Origin of the sequence: Streptomyces cyaneochromogenes (assembly GCF_003963535.1) — a bacterium.
In the GTDB taxonomy this organism is placed as follows: Bacteria; Actinomycetota; Actinomycetes; order Streptomycetales; family Streptomycetaceae; genus Streptomyces; species Streptomyces shaanxiensis.
In genome coordinates this window covers 6,576,168-6,593,479 of the sequence record NZ_CP034539.1, presented here as the reverse complement: position 1 = coordinate 6,593,479, position 17,312 = coordinate 6,576,168, and the positions used below count along the sequence as shown (strand labels likewise).

At 71.5% G+C, this 17,312-nt stretch carries 13 protein-coding genes and 1 pseudogene; 6 read left to right on the top strand and 8 right to left on the bottom strand.

The window, feature by feature from the left end; genetic code table 11:
* Position 1: 1 nt before the first annotated feature.
* Positions 2 to 283: pseudogene (locus EJ357_RS50990) on the bottom strand (helix-turn-helix domain-containing protein); the annotation flags it as partial.
* A gap of 92 nt (positions 284 to 375) precedes the next feature.
* On the opposite strand from EJ357_RS50990, the gene EJ357_RS30135 reads away from it, so the two are divergent.
* The gene (locus tag EJ357_RS30135; protein ID WP_126394807.1) at positions 376 to 660 is read left to right on the top strand and encodes a hypothetical protein; all 285 of its coding nucleotides are present in this window, start codon (positions 376 to 378) and stop codon (positions 658 to 660) included.
* Positions 661 to 904: 244 nt separating this feature from the next.
* Here EJ357_RS30135 and EJ357_RS30130 read toward each other — a convergent pair whose 3' ends face one another.
* A complete protein-coding gene (locus EJ357_RS30130) occupies positions 905 to 3,217 on the bottom strand; it encodes an ABC transporter family substrate-binding protein (RefSeq protein WP_126394805.1) in 2,313 nt (770 codons plus the stop codon).
* 375 nt (positions 3,218 to 3,592) lie between these two features.
* On the opposite strand from EJ357_RS30130, the gene EJ357_RS30125 reads away from it, so the two are divergent.
* From EJ357_RS30125 to EJ357_RS30105, 5 genes are all read left to right on the top strand, one after another.
* The gene (locus EJ357_RS30125; RefSeq protein WP_126394804.1) at positions 3,593 to 3,883 is read left to right on the top strand and encodes a hypothetical protein; all 291 of its coding nucleotides are present in this window, start codon (positions 3,593 to 3,595) and stop codon (positions 3,881 to 3,883) included.
* 31 nt (positions 3,884 to 3,914) lie between these two features.
* Positions 3,915 to 4,745, top strand: a complete 831-nt coding sequence (locus tag EJ357_RS30120) for a hypothetical protein (RefSeq protein WP_126394802.1) — start codon at positions 3,915 to 3,917, stop codon at positions 4,743 to 4,745.
* A 17-nt stretch (positions 4,746 to 4,762) separates the two neighbouring features.
* Positions 4,763 to 6,730, top strand: coding sequence for a fumarate reductase/succinate dehydrogenase flavoprotein subunit (locus EJ357_RS30115; protein ID WP_126394800.1), 1,968 nt, complete (start codon positions 4,763 to 4,765; stop codon positions 6,728 to 6,730).
* Positions 6,727 to 7,497 (top strand): succinate dehydrogenase/fumarate reductase iron-sulfur subunit, encoded by a 771-nt coding sequence (locus EJ357_RS30110; protein WP_126394798.1) that lies wholly within the window; start codon positions 6,727 to 6,729, stop codon positions 7,495 to 7,497. Before EJ357_RS30115 ends, EJ357_RS30110 begins: the two co-directional genes overlap by 4 nt.
* Positions 7,498 to 7,576: 79 nt before the next feature.
* Positions 7,577 to 9,256, top strand: coding sequence for a hypothetical protein (locus tag EJ357_RS30105; RefSeq protein ID WP_126394796.1), 1,680 nt, complete (start codon positions 7,577 to 7,579; stop codon positions 9,254 to 9,256).
* 704 nt (positions 9,257 to 9,960) lie between these two features.
* Here EJ357_RS30105 and EJ357_RS30100 read toward each other — a convergent pair.
* The 6 genes from EJ357_RS30100 to EJ357_RS30075 form a co-directional block, all read right to left on the bottom strand.
* A complete protein-coding gene (locus EJ357_RS30100) occupies positions 9,961 to 12,750 on the bottom strand; it encodes a SpoIIE family protein phosphatase (RefSeq protein WP_126394795.1) in 2,790 nt (929 codons plus the stop codon).
* A 307-nt stretch (positions 12,751 to 13,057) separates the two neighbouring features.
* A complete protein-coding gene (locus EJ357_RS30095; RefSeq protein ID WP_126394794.1) occupies positions 13,058 to 13,489 on the bottom strand; it encodes an ATP-binding protein in 432 nt (143 codons plus the stop codon).
* A gap of 117 nt (positions 13,490 to 13,606) precedes the next feature.
* Positions 13,607 to 14,008 (bottom strand): (deoxy)nucleoside triphosphate pyrophosphohydrolase, encoded by a 402-nt coding sequence (locus EJ357_RS30090; RefSeq protein WP_126394792.1) that lies wholly within the window; start codon positions 14,006 to 14,008, stop codon positions 13,607 to 13,609.
* Positions 14,009 to 14,071: 63 nt separating this feature from the next.
* On the bottom strand, positions 14,072 to 14,272 hold the full coding sequence (locus tag EJ357_RS30085; RefSeq protein ID WP_126394790.1) for an SPOR domain-containing protein: 201 nt from the start codon (positions 14,270 to 14,272) through the stop codon (positions 14,072 to 14,074).
* 355 nt (positions 14,273 to 14,627) lie between these two features.
* The gene (locus EJ357_RS30080) at positions 14,628 to 15,380 is read right to left on the bottom strand and encodes a GntR family transcriptional regulator (RefSeq protein WP_126394788.1); all 753 of its coding nucleotides are present in this window, start codon (positions 15,378 to 15,380) and stop codon (positions 14,628 to 14,630) included.
* Positions 15,381 to 15,539: 159 nt separating this feature from the next.
* Positions 15,540 to 16,733 (bottom strand): DUF4190 domain-containing protein, encoded by a 1,194-nt coding sequence (locus EJ357_RS30075; RefSeq protein WP_126394786.1) that lies wholly within the window; start codon positions 16,731 to 16,733, stop codon positions 15,540 to 15,542.
* Positions 16,734 to 17,312 lie beyond the last annotated feature (579 nt).

The following is a 17,312-nucleotide window of genomic DNA, read 5'->3' as shown; positions in this document are numbered from 1 at the left end:
TTCCGTGTGCGACCGGCCCTTGCGCCATCTCCGCTTCCAGCTGGGCGGACTGGGCCTCGCTCAGTCCGGGCGGCGAGGCCGAGCCTACCGAGTGCAGGGCCAGCGGCCCACCCTTGTCCCAGGCCCGCCGCTACCGCTGCACGGACCGGACACTCACCCGTAACTCCTTGGCGATCGCCGAGCTCGGCTCGCCCCGGGCGAACCTCTCGGCCGCGTTCATCCCGATCCCCTCGCGGAACTGCCGGCGCTCGTTGGACAGACCGCCGCCCTGCGCATACCTCATGGCAACGACCTACCGCGAGGATCAAGCTCTGTCAGCGGCTACGACAACCCGAGTTCAAGCTCAGTAGGCATAGAAGGGGCGCTCAACCCTTCATGGACAAGCACAAGCTTTGGAACATGCTGCTCGTGTCGGTGGTGATCTCTCTGTTGGGAGCGATCGGCTTCGGCCTTCTTGCTGCTGCGGATCAACCAGCTGGCCTGCCGATTCCTAGGGTGCTGATCCGCGCGGTCATGGCGGGCTGGGAGGCAATCGTTGCCGTCATGGTGGTGTGCGTGGCCATCGGAGCCGTCATCGTCGCTACCGTTGCTCTCTCGGGTTCGCAACGCCCGCCCAGCGATGGCGACTCGGCGGCCAGCGTAAGAGGCGGTGGCAAATAGGCCCATTACTTTGCTGACGACTCCGCAACGGTCTCAAGGCTCACGATCGACCTTGAGACCGTTGTTTCCGCAGGTCAGAGGCTACCCACACCTAGCAAGGTTCACGGCCCCTGGGCCCCGCTCCCTCAACGCCGGAGGGGCTGAACTCAGCCCGTCCGACGAGCCCCTTCAGGGCCGAAGCGGGGGTCCGGGGGCGGCAGCCCCCGGGACGGGACGGGTAGGGGCGGCGGGGGCGAGGAGAAGGTCAGTTCGTCGACGCGCTCGCCGACGGTCCCGTCCCCTTCTTCAGGAAGCCCATGTCCTGGTACACGGGCGTCCCGAACCCGAAGGCCCCCGCGTTGGCGACATTCGCCCTCGCCGCCGTGAGCTGCGGCCGCTGGAAGAGAGGAATCGACCCGGCCGCCGCCCAGATACGGGAGTCGGCCTTGCGGATCAACGAGCGGGACTCGGACTCGTCGAGCGTCCCGACCGCCTGGTCGAAGAGCTGGTCGACCTGGTCGGTGCCGACACGCGTGTAGTTCTGCTCGACGTTCAGGGAGCCGTCGGCGGCCGGGACCGGCTTGGCGTAGATGGGCCGGGCGTCCGTGGCCGGGTAGGCGGAGGTGGGCCAGGAGTAGAGGGCCAGGTCGTACTGCCCGGACGCGATGTGGTCCTTGAAGTAGCTCTCGTCCGAGACCTTGGTGATCACGGTGCGGATCCCGACCCGCTCCAGCATCAGACCGATCCGGTCCGCCACCGTGCGCAGCGTCTGCGATCCCTCCCCCGCCGGCACCACGAACCGCAGCACCAGCGCCTTGCCGTCCTTCGCCAGCGGCCGCGCCGCCGCGCCCGCCGGTGCGGGCGTGCCCTGGGGCGCGTACGCACCGGGCGCCCCGCCGGGCTGGAGCTGCTTGTTGCCGTACTGCTTGCCGTCCTGGGCGAGATGCTTCCCCTCGCGACGCTCGTCGCCGTCCGCCTTGTTGTCCTCCCCGACGATGTACGTCCCGTCGTCCCCGCCCGACGACTCCGAGTCCTTCGCGGCGTCCTTCTTCTCGGGCTCCTTCTTCTCGGGCTCCTTCTTCTCGGGCTCCTTCTTCTCGGCGCCCTTGTCTGCCTTCTCGGCGTCCTTGTCCGACTTCTTGGCGTCCTTGTCCGCCTTCTCGCCCTTCTTCTCCGCCTTCTCGGCCTTCTCGGCCTTCTCGGCCTTCTCGCCCTCTCCGGCCTTCTTCCCCTCCGGCCCCGCCGCCTCCTCCGCCTTCTTCTCCTCCTCCTTGATCGGCCCGCCCCGCACCCACCCCGCGTCGGCGAGCAGCGCCTTCGCCTCCTTGGTGTCCTGGCCGCCGATCGCCCCGCTGTTGTCGGCGTACGCGGCCTGGCCGGACAGCGCGAGGTGGCTGCCGACCGGCTCGGCGGGCAGGCCCAGCGGGGTGAGGACCAGCTTCGCCAGTTCCTTGCGGTCGATCGCGCGAGCCACGGCCCGGCGCACCCGTTCGTCGGCGAGCGCGCCTTCGGCCCCGTTGAGGGCGAGCTGGGTGTACGTCGGTTCCAGGGACTTGCGCACCTCGAAGCCCTGGAACGCCGCCGCCTCCCGCCGCTGCTCGGGCGTCATCCTGCGCCGGTCGGGGCCCATCAGCGGCGAAGCGGAACCGGCCGCCGTACCGGTGGCACCGGCGGTCGCGGCCCGCGGCGGCGCGGCGAGCGCGATGCGCCGGGCCGCGGCGGGGTCGATCTCGGCCAGGTCGAGCCGTCCGGCGGCCAGCTCGGCGGCGCGCTCGTCGCGTGGCACGGCCCGCAGCACGATCTCGTGCAGCTTGGCGCGCTGTCCCCACCAGCGGGGGTTGCGGGTGAGCCGGACCTCGTCGTTCCCGCGGTCGATCTTCTGCAGGGCGAACGGCCCGGCGCTGACCTTGAGCTTGCGCCGCGCCCCGTCGTTGAACGAGTCCGGCGTGCCCATGACCTCCTTCGGGTACAGCGGCGAGAACAGCGAGCGCCAGTCGGCGTACGGCCGCGCGAAGGTGACTCTGACCTCCAGGTCGCCCTTGCCGCGCTCGATCTTCTCGATCCGGTCGTAGCCGGCGTTACGGGCGGTCCAGTAGGCGCTGTCCTTGCCGGACAGGGCCCGCCACTGGGCGGCGAAGTCGGCGGCGCCGATCTCCCGGCCGTCGCTCCAGACGGCCTGCTGGTTGAGCCTGTACAGGACGACCTGCTTGGGCTCGGTCTCGACGATCTTGGCGGACTCCAGGTAATCCGGGTTGCGCTCCGGCCGCCCGTTCGGATCGAGCCGGTACATCGACGGCAGGGTGGCCTGAGCGATCCGGGTCGTGGTCGCGTCGGCGTCCGACTGGAAGGTGTTCAGCGTCTCCGGCACGGCGTCCACGGCCCACCGCAGCGTGCCGCCGTCGGCGACCCGGTCCCGGGCGGCCGCGCCGATGTCCTGTCCGGCCAGCGGCTTGCCGGCCGGGTCGGGGTCGCTGCAACCGGCGAGCGCGGGCACCGCGAGCACGCCCGCGGCAAGGAAAGCGACCGCGCGCATGACCGCGGTGCGGCCAGGCCTGGGTCCAACGCCGTCGTAGGACATCTCAGGTACCTCCGGGGAGCGGCCCGCCGGTGACAATAAGTGCGTTTTGATCACGTTTGGCGGTATTTTGGAGTTGATCAGATCTACGGGCCCCCACTGAAGAGGAAAGGGTTCGCCAGGCGGCGTCGACACGGCGGCGGGGACGCGGAAGGCCACCCGTGTGGAGCAACGCGCTCCCGCACGGACGGAGCAACGCGCCCCCGTACCACCTGAGGCCCCCCGGCGTACACAGAGCGCATGCGGGCGCGCGTCGGAGGCGTGCAATCCGCCAATCGCTGCACATGCCTTCACAGCGGTAGGTGTGACGCGCAACACTCGCAGGCGCATGAACGTTGCCACCCAGGGCCGAAGGGCCCACGGAAGTGAGGTCACGTCATGTCCGTGCAAGACGACCTGACAGCTGTCCAGCGCTGCCTCGACGACCTGGCCCGGTCCGTGGGCCGCCTCGAGCAGCACCTGGGCACCGGCGGGCTGGAGATGCGCCGCGTGCGCACCGACGCCGACCATCTGCGCGAGAGCGTGGCGCTGCTGCGGGAGTCCGCGTCGGCTCCCGGCGCGCAGCGCAGGCCGGAGCTCGTCACCATCCCCGACACGCCGTACGACGACTCTCTGTGGATCGACACGGATGACGAGGGTCTCGGCGCCCGGGACCGCCGCGCACCCTGATCCCACCCCCTGACCCGACCGGAGTCATCCATTGGCCACTGGTACGGAACCCCATCTGAACAGCGGCGGCGTACGAACCGGTACGCGCGCCGCGATCTCCGCCCCGCACCTGCGGACCGACCGCTGGTGGCTGGCCCCCGCCGCCACCGCGGCCGGTCTGCTGGCGTTCATCGTGTACTCGACGTGGCGGGCCTTCGCCAACGCGGACTACTACGCGGCGCCGTACGTCTCCCCGTTCTACTCGCCCTGTCTGGCGGAGAACTGCGAGCCCATGCGCGCCGGGCCGAACTGGGACCTCTTCGGGAGCTGGTGGGGCGTCTCCCCCGCGATCATCATCCTGATCTTCCCGCTCGGCTTCCGCCTGACCTGCTACTACTACCGCAAGGCCTACTACCGCGGCTTCTGGATGTCGCCCCCGGCCTGCGCGGTGGCGGAGCCGCACAAGAAGTACTCCGGCGAGACCCGCTTCCCGCTGATCCTGCAGAACATCCACCGGTACTTCTTCTACGCCGCGATCCCGGTCGCCGGGATCCTGACGTACGACACGGTGCTCGCCTTCCGCGGCGGGACCGACGAAAACTACGAGTGGGGCCACATGGGCCTCGGCACCCTCGTCTTCCTCGTCAACATCGTGCTGATCTGGGCGTACACCCTCTCCTGTCACTCCTGCCGGCACATCGTCGGCGGCAAGCTCAAGCACTTCTCCAAACACCCCGTGCGCTACAAGGCATGGCAGTGGATCGGGAAGCTCAACGCCCGCCACATGCTGCTCGCCTGGGCGTCGCTGGTGAGCGTGGCGCTCGCCGACTTCTACGTCTATCTCGTCGCGTCCGGGGTCTTCGACGATCCGCGCTTCTTCTGAATGGGTGGGGCTGACTGATGTCCGTGGTCGACCGACAGGAGTGGGACGTCGTCGTGGTCGGCGCCGGGGGCGCGGGCCTCCGTGCGGCGATCGAGGCACGCGAGCGAGGCGCCCGTACGGCCGTGATCTGCAAGTCGCTGTTCGGCAAGGCGCACACCGTGATGGCCGAGGGCGGCATCGCGGCGGCCATGGCCAACGCCAACGAGCACGACAACTGGCAGGTCCACTTCCGCGACACCATGCGCGGCGGCAAGTTCCTCAACCAGTGGCGGATGGCCGAGCTGCACGCGCGCGAGGCGCCGGACCGGGTGTGGGAGCTGGAGACCTGGGGCGCGCTCTTCGACCGTACGAAGGACGGCCGTATCTCGCAGCGCAACTTCGGCGGCCACGAGTACCCGCGCCTCGCGCACGTCGGTGACCGTACCGGCCTGGAGCTGATCCGCACCCTCCAGCAGAAGATCGTCGCACTCCAGCAGGAGGACAAGAAGGAGACCGGGGACTACGAGTCCCGGCTGAAGGTCTACCAGGAGTGCACGGTCACGAGGATCCTCAAGGCGTCTGACAGCGGCTCCGCCGCGGGCGGCAGCCGGGTCTCCGGGGTCTTCGCCTACGACCGCGAGACCGGCCGCTTCTTCGTCCTCGAGGCGCCCTCGGTCGTCGTCGCGACGGGCGGCATCGGCAAGTCCTTCAAGGTGACGTCGAACTCGTGGGAGTACACGGGCGACGGCCACGCGCTGGCCCTGCTCGCCGGGGCTCCCCTGCTCAACATGGAGTTCGTGCAGTTCCACCCGACGGGCATGGTCTGGCCGCCGTCGGTGAAGGGGATCCTGGTCACGGAGTCGGTGCGGGGCGACGGCGGGGTGCTGCGCAACTCCGAGGGCAAGCGGTTCATGTTCGACTACATCCCCGACGTCTTCAAGGAGAAGTACGCCGAGTCGGAGGAGGAGGGCGACCGCTGGTACGAGGACCCGGACAACAACCGGCGCCCTCCGGAGCTGCTGCCGCGTGACGAGGTCGCCCGGGCGATCAACTCCGAGGTGAAGGCGGGCCGCGGCTCCCCGCACGGCGGTGTGTTCCTGGACGTCTCCACCCGTATGCCTGCGGAGGTCATCCGCCGTCGTCTGCCCTCCATGTACCACCAGTTCAAGGAGCTGGCGGACGTGGACATCACGGCGGAGGCGATGGAGGTCGGGCCGACCTGCCACTACGTCATGGGCGGTATCGCGGTCGAGTCCGACACCGCGGCGGCGCGTGGCGTGCCCGGCCTGTACGCGGCCGGTGAGGTCGCCGGCGGCATGCACGGCTCGAACCGGCTCGGCGGGAACTCCCTGTCCGACCTGCTGGTGTTCGGGCGCCGGGCGGGCTGGCACGCCGCCGAGTACGCGGCCGCGCGGGCCTTCGAACGCCCCGAGGTCAGCGACCTGGAGGTCGACACGGCGGCCGCGGAGGCGCTGCGGCCCTTCTCGGCGGAGGGCCCGGTCGGCGGCGAGGAGGACGGACGCCCGCCGGAGAACCCGTACACCCTCCACCAGGAACTCCAGCAGACGATGAACGACCTCGTCGGCATCATCCGCCGCGAGGGCGAGATGGAGCAGGCCCTGGAGAAGCTCGCCGAGCTGCGGGTACGGGCCCGGAGGGCGGGCGTCGAGGGCCACCGTCAGTTCAACCCCGGCTGGCACCTCGCACTCGACCTGCGCAACATGCTGCTGGTCAGCGAGTGCGTGGCCCGGGCGGCGCTGGAGCGCACCGAGTCGCGGGGCGGCCACACCCGCGAGGACCATCCGACGATGGACCGCAAGTGGCGCAACATCAACCTGCTGTGCCGACTGGCCGACCCGACGGGCGGCCTGGCGGCCACCGACCCGGAACGCGGCCAGATCGACCTCGTACGGGAGACCACCGACCCCGTCCGCCCGGACCTGCTCGCTCTCTTCGACAAGGAGGAGCTGGTCAAGTACCTCGCCGAAGAGGAGCTCTACCAGTGAGCAGCTACGAGGCCCGCTTCAAGGTGTGGCGGGGCGATGTGCAGGGCGGCGGCCTGGAGGACTTCGAGGTCGAGGTGAACGACGGCGAGGTGGTCCTGGACATCATCCACCGCCTCCAGGCCACCCAGGCGCCCGACCTGGCGGTCCGCTGGAACTGCAAGGCGGGCAAGTGCGGTTCGTGTTCGGCGGAGATCAACGGGCGGCCGCGGCTGCTGTGCATGACGCGGATGTCGGTGTTCACCCGCGAGGAGACGATCACCGTCACACCGCTGCGGGCGTTCCCCGTCGTACGCGACCTGGTCACGAACGTCGGCTTCAACTACGACAAGGCGCGGCAGGTCCCGGCCTTCGTACCGCCCGCAGACCTCGGCCCCGGCGAGTACCGGATGATGCAGGAGGACGTGGACCGCTCGCAGGAGTTCCGCAAGTGCATCGAGTGCTTCCTGTGCCAGGACACCTGCCATGTGGTCCGTGACCACGAGGAGAACAAGCCGGCGTTCGCGGGCCCGCGCTTCCTCATGCGGGTCGCGGAGCTCGACATGCACCCGCTGGACGCGGCGAGCGAGACCGGCCTGGACCGTAAGCAGACCGCCCAGGACGAGCACGGTCTCGGCTACTGCAACATCACCAAGTGCTGCACGGAGGTCTGCCCCGAGGGCATCAAGATCACGGACAACGCGCTGATCCCCTTGAAGGAACGGGCGGTCGACCGCAAGTACGACCCGTTGGTGTGGCTGGGCTCGAAGATCATGAGGCGGTCGACGTAGGGCGGCCGCCCGCCCTCCCCCACCCCGGCCCGGCGCACCCCGGTCGCGCGGCCGCATTCCTGCTCATACGCTCCGAAATGTGACGTCATCCTTGATCCGGGGCCGGCCGCGGCGTGGCGCCTCGCACATATCCGTGCGGGTGGTGCACGCGCTGGTGGGCGGGGTGGTCGGGGTGGTGTGGCTGGTGTTGTCCGGGGTGGACATCGGGGGTGAGGGGCGGGTGGCCGGCGGGGCAGCGCGGCCCGTTGCCGGTGGGGTGGCGCAGGGGGAGGTCGGGGAGACGTCCGCGGCGGATCTGGTGATGCCGATGCTGGCCGTCGTCGCGGTGGTGGTGCTCGCGGGGTACGGGTTCCTGCGGCGCAGGCGGCGGGCGCGGGGGCGTACGACACCGGGTGGGGCGCCGGTGCGGGGCGACGAACCGGAGGTGAGGGAACTCGACGAGCGGGCGCGGGTCTTGCTGGTCGAGGCCGACAACTGGGTGCGGGCCGGCCGGGAGGAGCTCGGGTTCGTCCAGGGGCGGGTAGGGGGCGTCGGCGGCGGCCGTCCGCAGGCCGCGCTCGGGGCGGCGGACGTCGAGCCGTTCGCGGGGGTTCTGCGGGACGCCGAGGCCGAACTGGCGGTCGCGTTCCGGATGCGGTGGCAGTACGAGGGTGGGGTGCCGGGAGAGGCGGCGGCTCGGCGGCATGTGCTGGCGGGGATCGTCGGGCGCAGCGAGGAGGCGGGGCGGCTGCTGGACGGGCAGGCCGCCGCGTTCGACCAGGTACGGGGGTTGGAGGAGGGCCTGGGCGGGGGCCTCGGCGAGGCGTTGGCCGTCGCGGAGGGGCGGTTTCGGGAGCTGGCGGGGCGTACCGGGGGCGCTGACGCGGCTCTGCGCGCCCTCGGTGAGCGGTACGCCCCCTCGGCCACGGCCGCCGTGGCGGGCCACGTCGAGCAGGCCAAGGACCGGCTGGTGTTCGCCACGGCCCGCCTCAACCATGCCCGCCAGAGCGCCGACTTGGGCGAGAACGAGCGGGCCGCGGGTCACTTGCGGGCCGCCGAGGGCGCCATCGCCCAGGCCGCCGTCTTCATCGACGGCATCGACCGGCTCGCCGGAGAGCTCGCGACGGCCGCGGCGCTGGTTCCGGCCGCGCTGACCGGCGCGGAGGCGGAGCTGGCCTGGGCGCGCGGGCCGACGCCGTGGGTGGGAGAGGCGTACGTGGACGTCCCTCCCGGCGAGCTGCGCGCCCGTGTCGGCCATGCCGACGTCGTCCTGGCCGTCGTACGCCAGGAACTGACCTCCGGGCCGTACGACCCCCTCGACCTGCTGCGGCGGATCGTGCACGGCGTTCAGCCCGCCGTCGCGGGGCGGGCCGGGGTGATCGCGGCCGCCGCGCTGGTGTGCGCGCGCAGTGCCGTCGCCGGTGCGGACGACGTCGTCGCGACGCATCGCGCCGCGGTGGGCGCCGAGCCACGCACCCGGCTGGCGGAGGCCCGTCGCCTGCTCACACCCCCGGCCTCCGCACCGGCCGGGCGCGGCCCGCGTCAGGAACTCACCGACCTGGTCACCGCCGACACCCTGGCCCAGCAGGCCCACGACCTCGCCGAACAGGACATCCGCACCCACGGCCACCCCATCGACGGCCCCGGCACGAACGCCATCGGACTCGCCGGGGCAGTCCTGGGCGGAGTCCTACTGGGCGGAGACCCCAACGGCGGCCCACCCGCCGGCTTCGGCGGACCACGCACACGGGGGCGGCGCGGCGCTACCCCGACCGCATGAACGGACCCACGGCCGTCGGCAGCACCTCGCCGGGCAGGAAGCCAGACAAGGACGGCCCCCATCCGCTAGCCGGACCGCCTACCCGGACGGCAACACGCCATCACACGCCCAGCAGCACGCCCCCGCGCAAGCGAATCCGCCGCCCTCGGTGGCGCCCTACAGAACGAGGAGCCCCACGCGCACGGGAGCACGACCGCGGCGACACACCGCGCGCAACGGACCCACGGCCCTCGGCGCACCCCACCGGGCGAAAGCCAGGCAACGACGGCCCCCATCCGCTAGCCGGGCCGCCCACCCGGACGGCAAAGCGCCACCACGCCCCACAGCAGCACGCCCCGCGCAAGCGAATCCGCCGCCCACGGTGGCGCCCTACCGAACGGGGCCCCCACACGCATGGGCACGGGCACGACCGCGACAACACACCCCGCGCAAACGGACCCACGGCCCTCGCGGCACCCCACCGGGCAGGGAGCCAGACAACGACGGCCCCCCATCCGCTAACCGGGCCGCCCACCCCGAACGCAACGCGCCACCACGCCCCACAGCAGCACCCCCCGCCCAAGCGAATCCGCCCCCACGGTGGCGCCCCGCCGAACAAGGAGCCCACGGCAGCCCACCCCGCGTAAGCGGCCCACGCCCTCGGCCGCGACCGCCGCAACAGCCCCTCCGCGGGAGCGGGCCCACGACCCTCGGCGGCGCCCCGCTCAGAACAGGCTCAGCAACGCCTCCGCCGGATCCGTCAGCCCGTTCTCCCCGTCTGGCAGCGGGAGTTCGAACCAGACCGTCTTGCCGCGGGGTGTGCGGCGGGAGCCCCAGGCTGCGCTGAGGAGGCCGACCAGTTGGAGGCCTCGGCCGCCCTCGTCCGTGTCGCGGGCGCGGCGGCGGCGTGGTTGGACCAGGCCGGAGTCCCAGACCTCGCAGACCAGGGTGCGATCCAACAGAAGCCTCAGCCTGATGTCGCCCTCGCCGTAGCGCAGGGCGTTGGTGACCAGTTCGCTGACCAGGAGCTCTGTGGTGTCGACCAAGGGTTCCAGGTCCCAGGACAGCAGCTGGCCTCGGGCGTGCTCGCGGGCCCGGCCCACGCTGCGCGGCTCGCGCGGGAGGGTCCAGTCGCCGACCGAGTCCGCGGGCAGACCCTGGACCCGGGCCATCAGCAGGGCGATGTCGTCCTCGCCGTGGTGGCTGTCGAGGGTGTTGAGGACGTGGTCGCAGACGTCCTCCAAGGGGCGGGTCGGGTCGGTGAGCGCGCCCACGAAGGCTTGCAGGCCCTCGTCCAAGGGGTGGTCGCGGGACTCGACCAGTCCATCCGTGTAGAGCGCCAGCAGCGCGCCCTCCGGCAGTTCGACCTCCACCTCCTCGAAGGGCTCGCCGCCCACGCCCAGCGGCATCCCGGGCGGCACGTCCAGCATCAGCGCCGCCTCGCCGGGCTCGACCAGGACCGGTGGCAGGTGGCCCGCGTTGGCGAAGGTGCAGCGGCGTGTCACCGAGTCGTACACCGCGTACACGCACGTCGCCAGGTACACCTCGGACAGGTCCGCCTCCCGGGGCCGGCGGGCCGCGCGCGTGGCCTGCTGGACGCCGCCGGGGGCGCCCAGGCCGCGCGCGATCTCGTCCAGTGCCGAGAGGACCTCGGCCGGTTCGAGGTCCAGCAACGCCAGCGTTCGTACGGCCGAACGGAGTTCGCCCATCGCGACGGCGGCCCGCAGGCCCCGGCCCATGACGTCCCCGACGACCAACGCCGTGCGGTGACCGGGGAGTTCTATGACGTCGAACCAGTCGCCGCCCACCTCACTGGGGCGGTCGGAGGAGGCGTTGCCCGGCAGGTAGCGGCACGCGATGTCCAGGCCGGACGCGACCGGGTCCCCCGGCGGGAGCAGGGACCGTTGCAGTATCAGCGCGCGCTCGTGCTCGCGGCGGTACAGGCGGGCGTTGTCGATGCACACCGCCGCCCGCGCCGCCAGCTCCACCGCGAGGTCGCGGTCCCTCTCCCCGAACGGCTCGCTGCCCTTCGTACGGGCGAACTGCGCCAGTCCCACGACCGTGTCGTGGGCGACCATCGGCACGGCGAGCGTGGACTGCACGAGCCCGCCCTCCTCACCCGGCACGCGCTGCGGCCGGGCGGTGCGCAGGGCGTCCGCGCAGGGCGAGTTGAAGGGGTAGTGGTGGACGGCGCCGACCGCGACGGGGGCGCCGCCGCCGACGAACGGCGCGTCGGAGACCGCGCTGGCGAACGCGACCCGCCGCAACTCCGCGCTGCCGTCGGCCAGACCGGGCGGCGTCTCGTCGCCGGCCAGCAGGCCCTGGTAGAGGTCGACCGTGGCCAGATCGCAGAAGCCGGGGACCACGACGTCGAGGAGTTCGCGGGCCGTGGTCTCCAGGTCCAGGGAGTTGCCTATGCGGGCTCCCGCCTCGTTCAGGAGGGCGAGATTGCGCCGGGCGGCGGCGGCCTCGCGGGCCGCGGCGCGCCGGGCGGTGATGTCGGTTCCGAGCCAGGCGATGCCGATGGGGCGGCCGCTGCCGCTGCGCACCCGGTAGAGGTTGATGGACCAGTGGCGACGTTCGTCGGAGCCGGGCAGGAAGCCCGTGACGTGCATGTCCGTGATGGAGTCGCCGCTCTCCAGGACCCTGCGCAGGGTGGCCGCGACCCGGTCGGCCTCGGCGCGGGGCAGGTAGTCGTGCACGCCGCGGCCGCGGTGGTCGTCCGGTGCGCCGCCGAACAGGGAGGCGAACCGGTGGTTGACGCGGCGGACCTTCAGTTCGGGGTCGATCAGCACGAAACCGAAGGGAGATTGACCGAAAATCGACTGTGAGGCCGCGAGGTCGGTCTCCATACGGCGAAGGGTGCGGACGTCGACCACGATGCACACGGCGGCCTTCTCTCCGTCCTCGGTCCGCGTCGGCATGACGTACACCTCGGCGAGGCCGTCCCTGTCGCGCCCTCCCCCACTCTCGGCCTCGCTCGAGCGGGAGGCACCCCCACCGGCGCCGTCCGGCATCCGGAAGGGGACCACGCCGGTCCACTCCCGCCCGTCCAGGATCTCGGCCATCTTGCGCTGCCCCTGCTCGCGCAGGTCTGGGTCGATGAACGCCTCTATGGGGTCCATCCCGACGGCACGCTCGGCCGGGATGCCGAAGAGCTGTTCGGCGCGCAGGCTCCACTGGTCGACCAGGCCGTCGGGGCCGATGGAGAAGGACGCGACCTTGATGTAGTCGTAGATCGAGCCGGGCGGGCTGCTCTGCCAGACGGGGTCACCCGGGCGGACTTCGTCGGCGAGGAAGCCGGAGGTGGCGGCGTCGACATGCGCGTCCTGTGGTGTCCGCGAGGCCTGTGTGCGTCCGGAGGCCCGTGTGTGTCCGGAGTCCTGTGTGTGCCGGGAGGCCCGTGGGGCTCGGGAGTCCTGGGTGCCGTAGGCCGCCCGCTCTTCCGCGGCCTTCGTCCTCGCGCCGTCCGACGGGTCCTCGGACTCCGTGGCCTTCGCTGGTATCTCGCTCACGCGAACCGTCCCCTCCAGCTCACCGCGTCCGGCACCGGTCACCGGCGGCGGCTGCCCGCAGTATCCAGCACTACGGCCCCGCACAACACGGTGTTCACGATCACAGCACGTTCCCGATGGTTTTCGGTCCCGGCCGCGGAAACACTTCCAGTCTTCTAACCAGCGGACACGCAGTCGAATCACGCCCCGGCCCAACTGCCACTGGCCTGAACCAGACGCTCGACAGGGTGAGGGCTGACGTACAGCGAAGTGGACGTCTGCTGACGGGTCGTAGAACCGGCGTGCGGTGTGCCGACGCGACCGGCGGTCAGTCCGGCACCGCGAGCTCGAACCACACCGTCTTGCCGGTGTTGCGGCCCGGCCGGGTTCCCCATCGGCGCGAGGAGTGCGCCACGAGCTGGAGTCCGCGGCCGCTCTCGTCCTCGGGATGGGCGACGCGCTCGCGGGGTGGGTCGGGGAGGGGGTCGGAGACCTCGACCAGGAGGACGTCACCGAGGTCGGCGGGGCGTACCAGACGTACGCCGATGGGGCCCGTGGCGTGCCGGAGGGAGTTGGTCACCAGCTCGCTGACCAGGAGCGCCGTGATGTCGGCGAGGCTGTCCAGGCCCCACTCGCGCAGGCGGTCGCGGACGGCCGCGCGCGCGGCGCGGACCGCGCCGGGTTCTGCGGGAAAGCTCCAGTCGGCGCCGTCGCCTTCGGTGTCGATCACGCCGATCACTTCCCAGGCCAGCGGGTCCACCCATGTCCGGTTTCGTGGGGTTAATAGGCACATACCCGATATCGAGAGGCGATATCGCACAGGAAGACAGGCCGCCGGGCGGTCATCGACGCCGGCCCGCCCCATCTCCCCGTTCGCTCAGCCCGCGCCCAGCCGCTCGGCCACCTCTCGGACCGCGGGCACATCCTGCTCCAGCCAGTCCACGTCCCAGACTTCCCCGTACTCCAGCCAGCGCAGCGCGTCGTGGTCCTGGAGGGGCTTGGGGTCCGGGGTGCCGGGCAGGAGGCGGACGGTCCACACCTGCAGGAGGTAGGGGGATTTCAGGGGCCACTGCCCCGGCACCCGCTCGATCACCTCGGCGTCGACGCCGAGTTCCTCCCGAAGTTCCCGCACCAGCGCCGCCTCGGGCGCTTCTCCGGGCTCGACCTTCCCGCCGGGCAACTCCCAGCGCCCGGCCAGTTCCTCGGGCGCGCTGCGACGTGCCGCGAGCAGGCGGCCCCCGTCCAGCAGTGCGGCACCGACCACGATCCGTTCCGTCATGCGCCGGAGCCTACGGGAGCGGGCATCCGCGCGGGGATTCGTCCCGTACGGGGTCGGCGGGCGTCAGCCGTCGGCGCTGTCGGCACCGTCTGCGTTGCGCGCGATCCGCTCGACCCAGTACAGCTGCTTGTGCCCACGGCCGTCGAGGCTGTCCGCGATCTTCTGGGCCTCCGCCCGTGTCGCGTACCGGCCCACGCGGTACCGATTGCCGTTGTCGTCCTGCCGGACGACGAGCCAAGGAAGAGTGATCGTGCTGTCGTTCATCGCGCCCCACCGCTCCTTCCCGCCCACAGCCGGCCGCTCGTTCCCGCCCGCAGCCGCCCGAGGCCCGCTCGCGGCCTGTGCTGTGCCCCGCCCGCTAAGGAAACCGCAATCCGCATATGCCCGAGCCTACGCCTAACCTTTACGCAGCGAATACGCCTTTTCACAAAGAGGTACGCAACCAGCCAAGTCGCAGGGGGCGCACGGCATTGAATGCGCCGTGCGCGGACGTTGATGCATCCGGTCACAGGCATGCCGGACACGGCTGCTACGACCTGGGAAAACGGCCAGATTCCAACGGCGATGGAAGGGGCGGGAGTTGGGGCTCTGACAGCGGCAACTGCGGTGAAGGTGTGCGCTACTTCACTGGGAGGTGGTACGCGACCCGGTAGCGGTCCGCGGGGATCACCACGTCCGCGGTCTCCACGGGACGGCCGGACGCGTAGTAGGTGCGCTGAATGACGACGACCACATGACCGGGCACACCGCCCAACGCCAGCAGTTCCTCCGCCAGACCGGGGCGCGCGCCCACCTCCTCCGTCACGTTGTCCACGACGACGTCGATGGCCGCCATGCGCTCGACGACGCCCATGCCGCCGAGCGGGCCCTCCTCGGGCAGCATCACGGGGGTGCGGCCGGTGACGGCGAGGGGCTCCCAGGAGGTGGAGAGCATCATCGTCTCGCCGGCGTCCCGGAAGACGTACCGCGTGCACATGACGCGGTCGCCGGGCCGGATGTCGAGCCGCTCGGCGACGGCGACGCTCGCCTCGGCCTGCGCGCTGTTGGACTCCCAGGTGCCGCGGGCCTCGCCGTCGGCCTGCTCCTGACGGAAGGGCGTGGCGCCGCTCGGCGGGCGGAAGCCGGAGCGGGCGATCCGGCGGGGCACGGGGCGCTCACGGACGTATGTCCCGGACCCGGAGCGGCCCTCGACCAGACCCTCGGCCATGAGGACCTTGCGCGCCTCGAGGGCGACGGTGTCCGAGACGCCGTACTCCTCGCGGATCCTGGCCTGGGAGGGGAGGCGGGTGTGCGGTGGCAGCGAACCGTCGACGATCTTCTTGCGGAGATCACCCGCGACGCGCAGGTACGCCGGCTGCTCACCGAAAGTCACTGGCCGCTCCCATCAGGTTGTACAGACAGCAACAGCGTGGCAACCGTGGGTTGTCCCATGCAAGCAAAGGCCAGAGAATCACTCGATGTGATGACTTGTGCCTACGGAGGGCTTTACGCAGGCACTTTCTCCCCGCTATAGCCGCGCTCACACATCCGCTCACACATTGATGCCGCCGCCGCTCCCGCTGTCGCTGCCGCCGCCCGAGTCCTCCTCGTACGTCGGCACGGTGGTGTCCAGGCCCAGAGCCTTGCGCGCGGTGACCGTCGTACGGCCGTCCACGTACTCGTACCCACTGTCGTAGTGCGTGTAGAACGTGTCCGCGTCCTTCGCCGCGGCCGCCCGCTCCCAGTCCTTCCGGGCGCCCTCCATCTCCTTGACCAGAGCGGCGACCGGCCGCTCGGCCCCGGCCGGCCACTCGTGCCCGCGCAGGGCCTCGATCTGCTCGCCGAGGACCGTGTGGACCTCCTCGGCCCAGGCCTGGTTCGCCGCCAGGTCCTCCTCCGGGTATTCCTCGGGCTCCTCGTACAGCACCGTGTCGACGGCGTTCGTGGCGGATAGGAAGGTGGTCTGGTCGGTGTCCAGCGTCGTCGCGTCGTTGCGCAGCGAGCCGGTCAGCTTGCCGTTCTCCTCCGTGCTGCCGAACAGGCAGGTGATCTCACGGTCGCCGAAGCGCCAGCTCTGCTCGGAGGGGATGAAGTAGTAGACGTCCGCGTCGTCCGGGACGGCCCAGGTGTCCATGGCGTAGCCGTCCTGGAGCGCGTAGCACTTCTCGTCGGCGACGTCGGTGACCTCGTCGTCGCCCGGGAAGTCCCCCTCCGGCAGCGTGACGACCGCGAAGACCTCGCCGTCGTGCGCGCGGGAGCAGGGCAGTTCGTCGACGTCGTACGCGTCCCCCTCCAGGTTGCCGGTCGGCGAGTCGAAGCAGTCGCCCTTGGCGAGCGCGTAGGCGGTGCCGTCGCCCTTCGCGGCGTCCCTGAAGCCCTCCCAGAAGTCGGAGGCGGAGCCCGTGGACAGCATCAGCACCCACAGCGCCAGTCCGACGGAGGACAGGATGGAACCGGCGATCGCCATGCCCTTGCCGCGCTCACCCTTCTTCTTGATCTGCGCGAGCGCGATCAGCCCGAGCACCAGGCCGACGGCCGGGACGAAGCACAGGATGCCGAGGACGAGGGCGCCGATGGCGACGCCGTTGACGGGCGCGGGGCGGCCGTAGGGGCCGTACGGGCTGTACGGGGGGTACGGGCCGTAGGGCTGCTGCTGGTACGCGTACGGTCCCGGTGCGTACGGCCCTTGGGGCTGCTCCGGGGACCCTGGGGGCTGCTGGGGTCCGGGGGGCGGGGGTATGGACACGTGTACCGGGCTCCTGGGTCGGGCGGGGGTGGCGGGTGGCGGGAACTGGCGTGCGGCTGGGCGAATGGTAAGCGCGGGGCGAGGGGGGTTGTCATGCGGGTTACGAATGCGACGATCCGGGCGGGATGCCTGCGGCGGCCTGTGTGGCCTTGGTGGGGGTGCGCGTAGCGCCTGCGGGTGGGGTGTGGGTCGGGGCCGTGCCGGGGGGTGTCCGTCCTCGGACCGGCGGCTGGACTTATGCCAGGAGGTGCCGCGTGTTGACGCCGGCCACTGCGGGCGGACACCCCCCCCCCGGCACGTCCCCTTCCCGCCGTACGCGGCCGCCGGGTGCGTGGGGGTACGCGGCCACCTCTCGGCGCCGGTCCCGGCATTTCAGCCCGTTGGGGGTGCCCCCTCTGGGGGAGTTTGAGGACGAGGCCCTTCGGGCCGAAGCGGGGGTCTGGGGGCGGCAGCCCCCAGGGACGGGACGGGTAGGGGCGGCGGGGGCGAGAGTGAAGCTGGTCCCCGGTCGCTTCCCCATACGTGGCTCGTCCTCGCGGCGGGCCGGGTCATCGACCCGAGCTGTGCCGCGAGGACGAG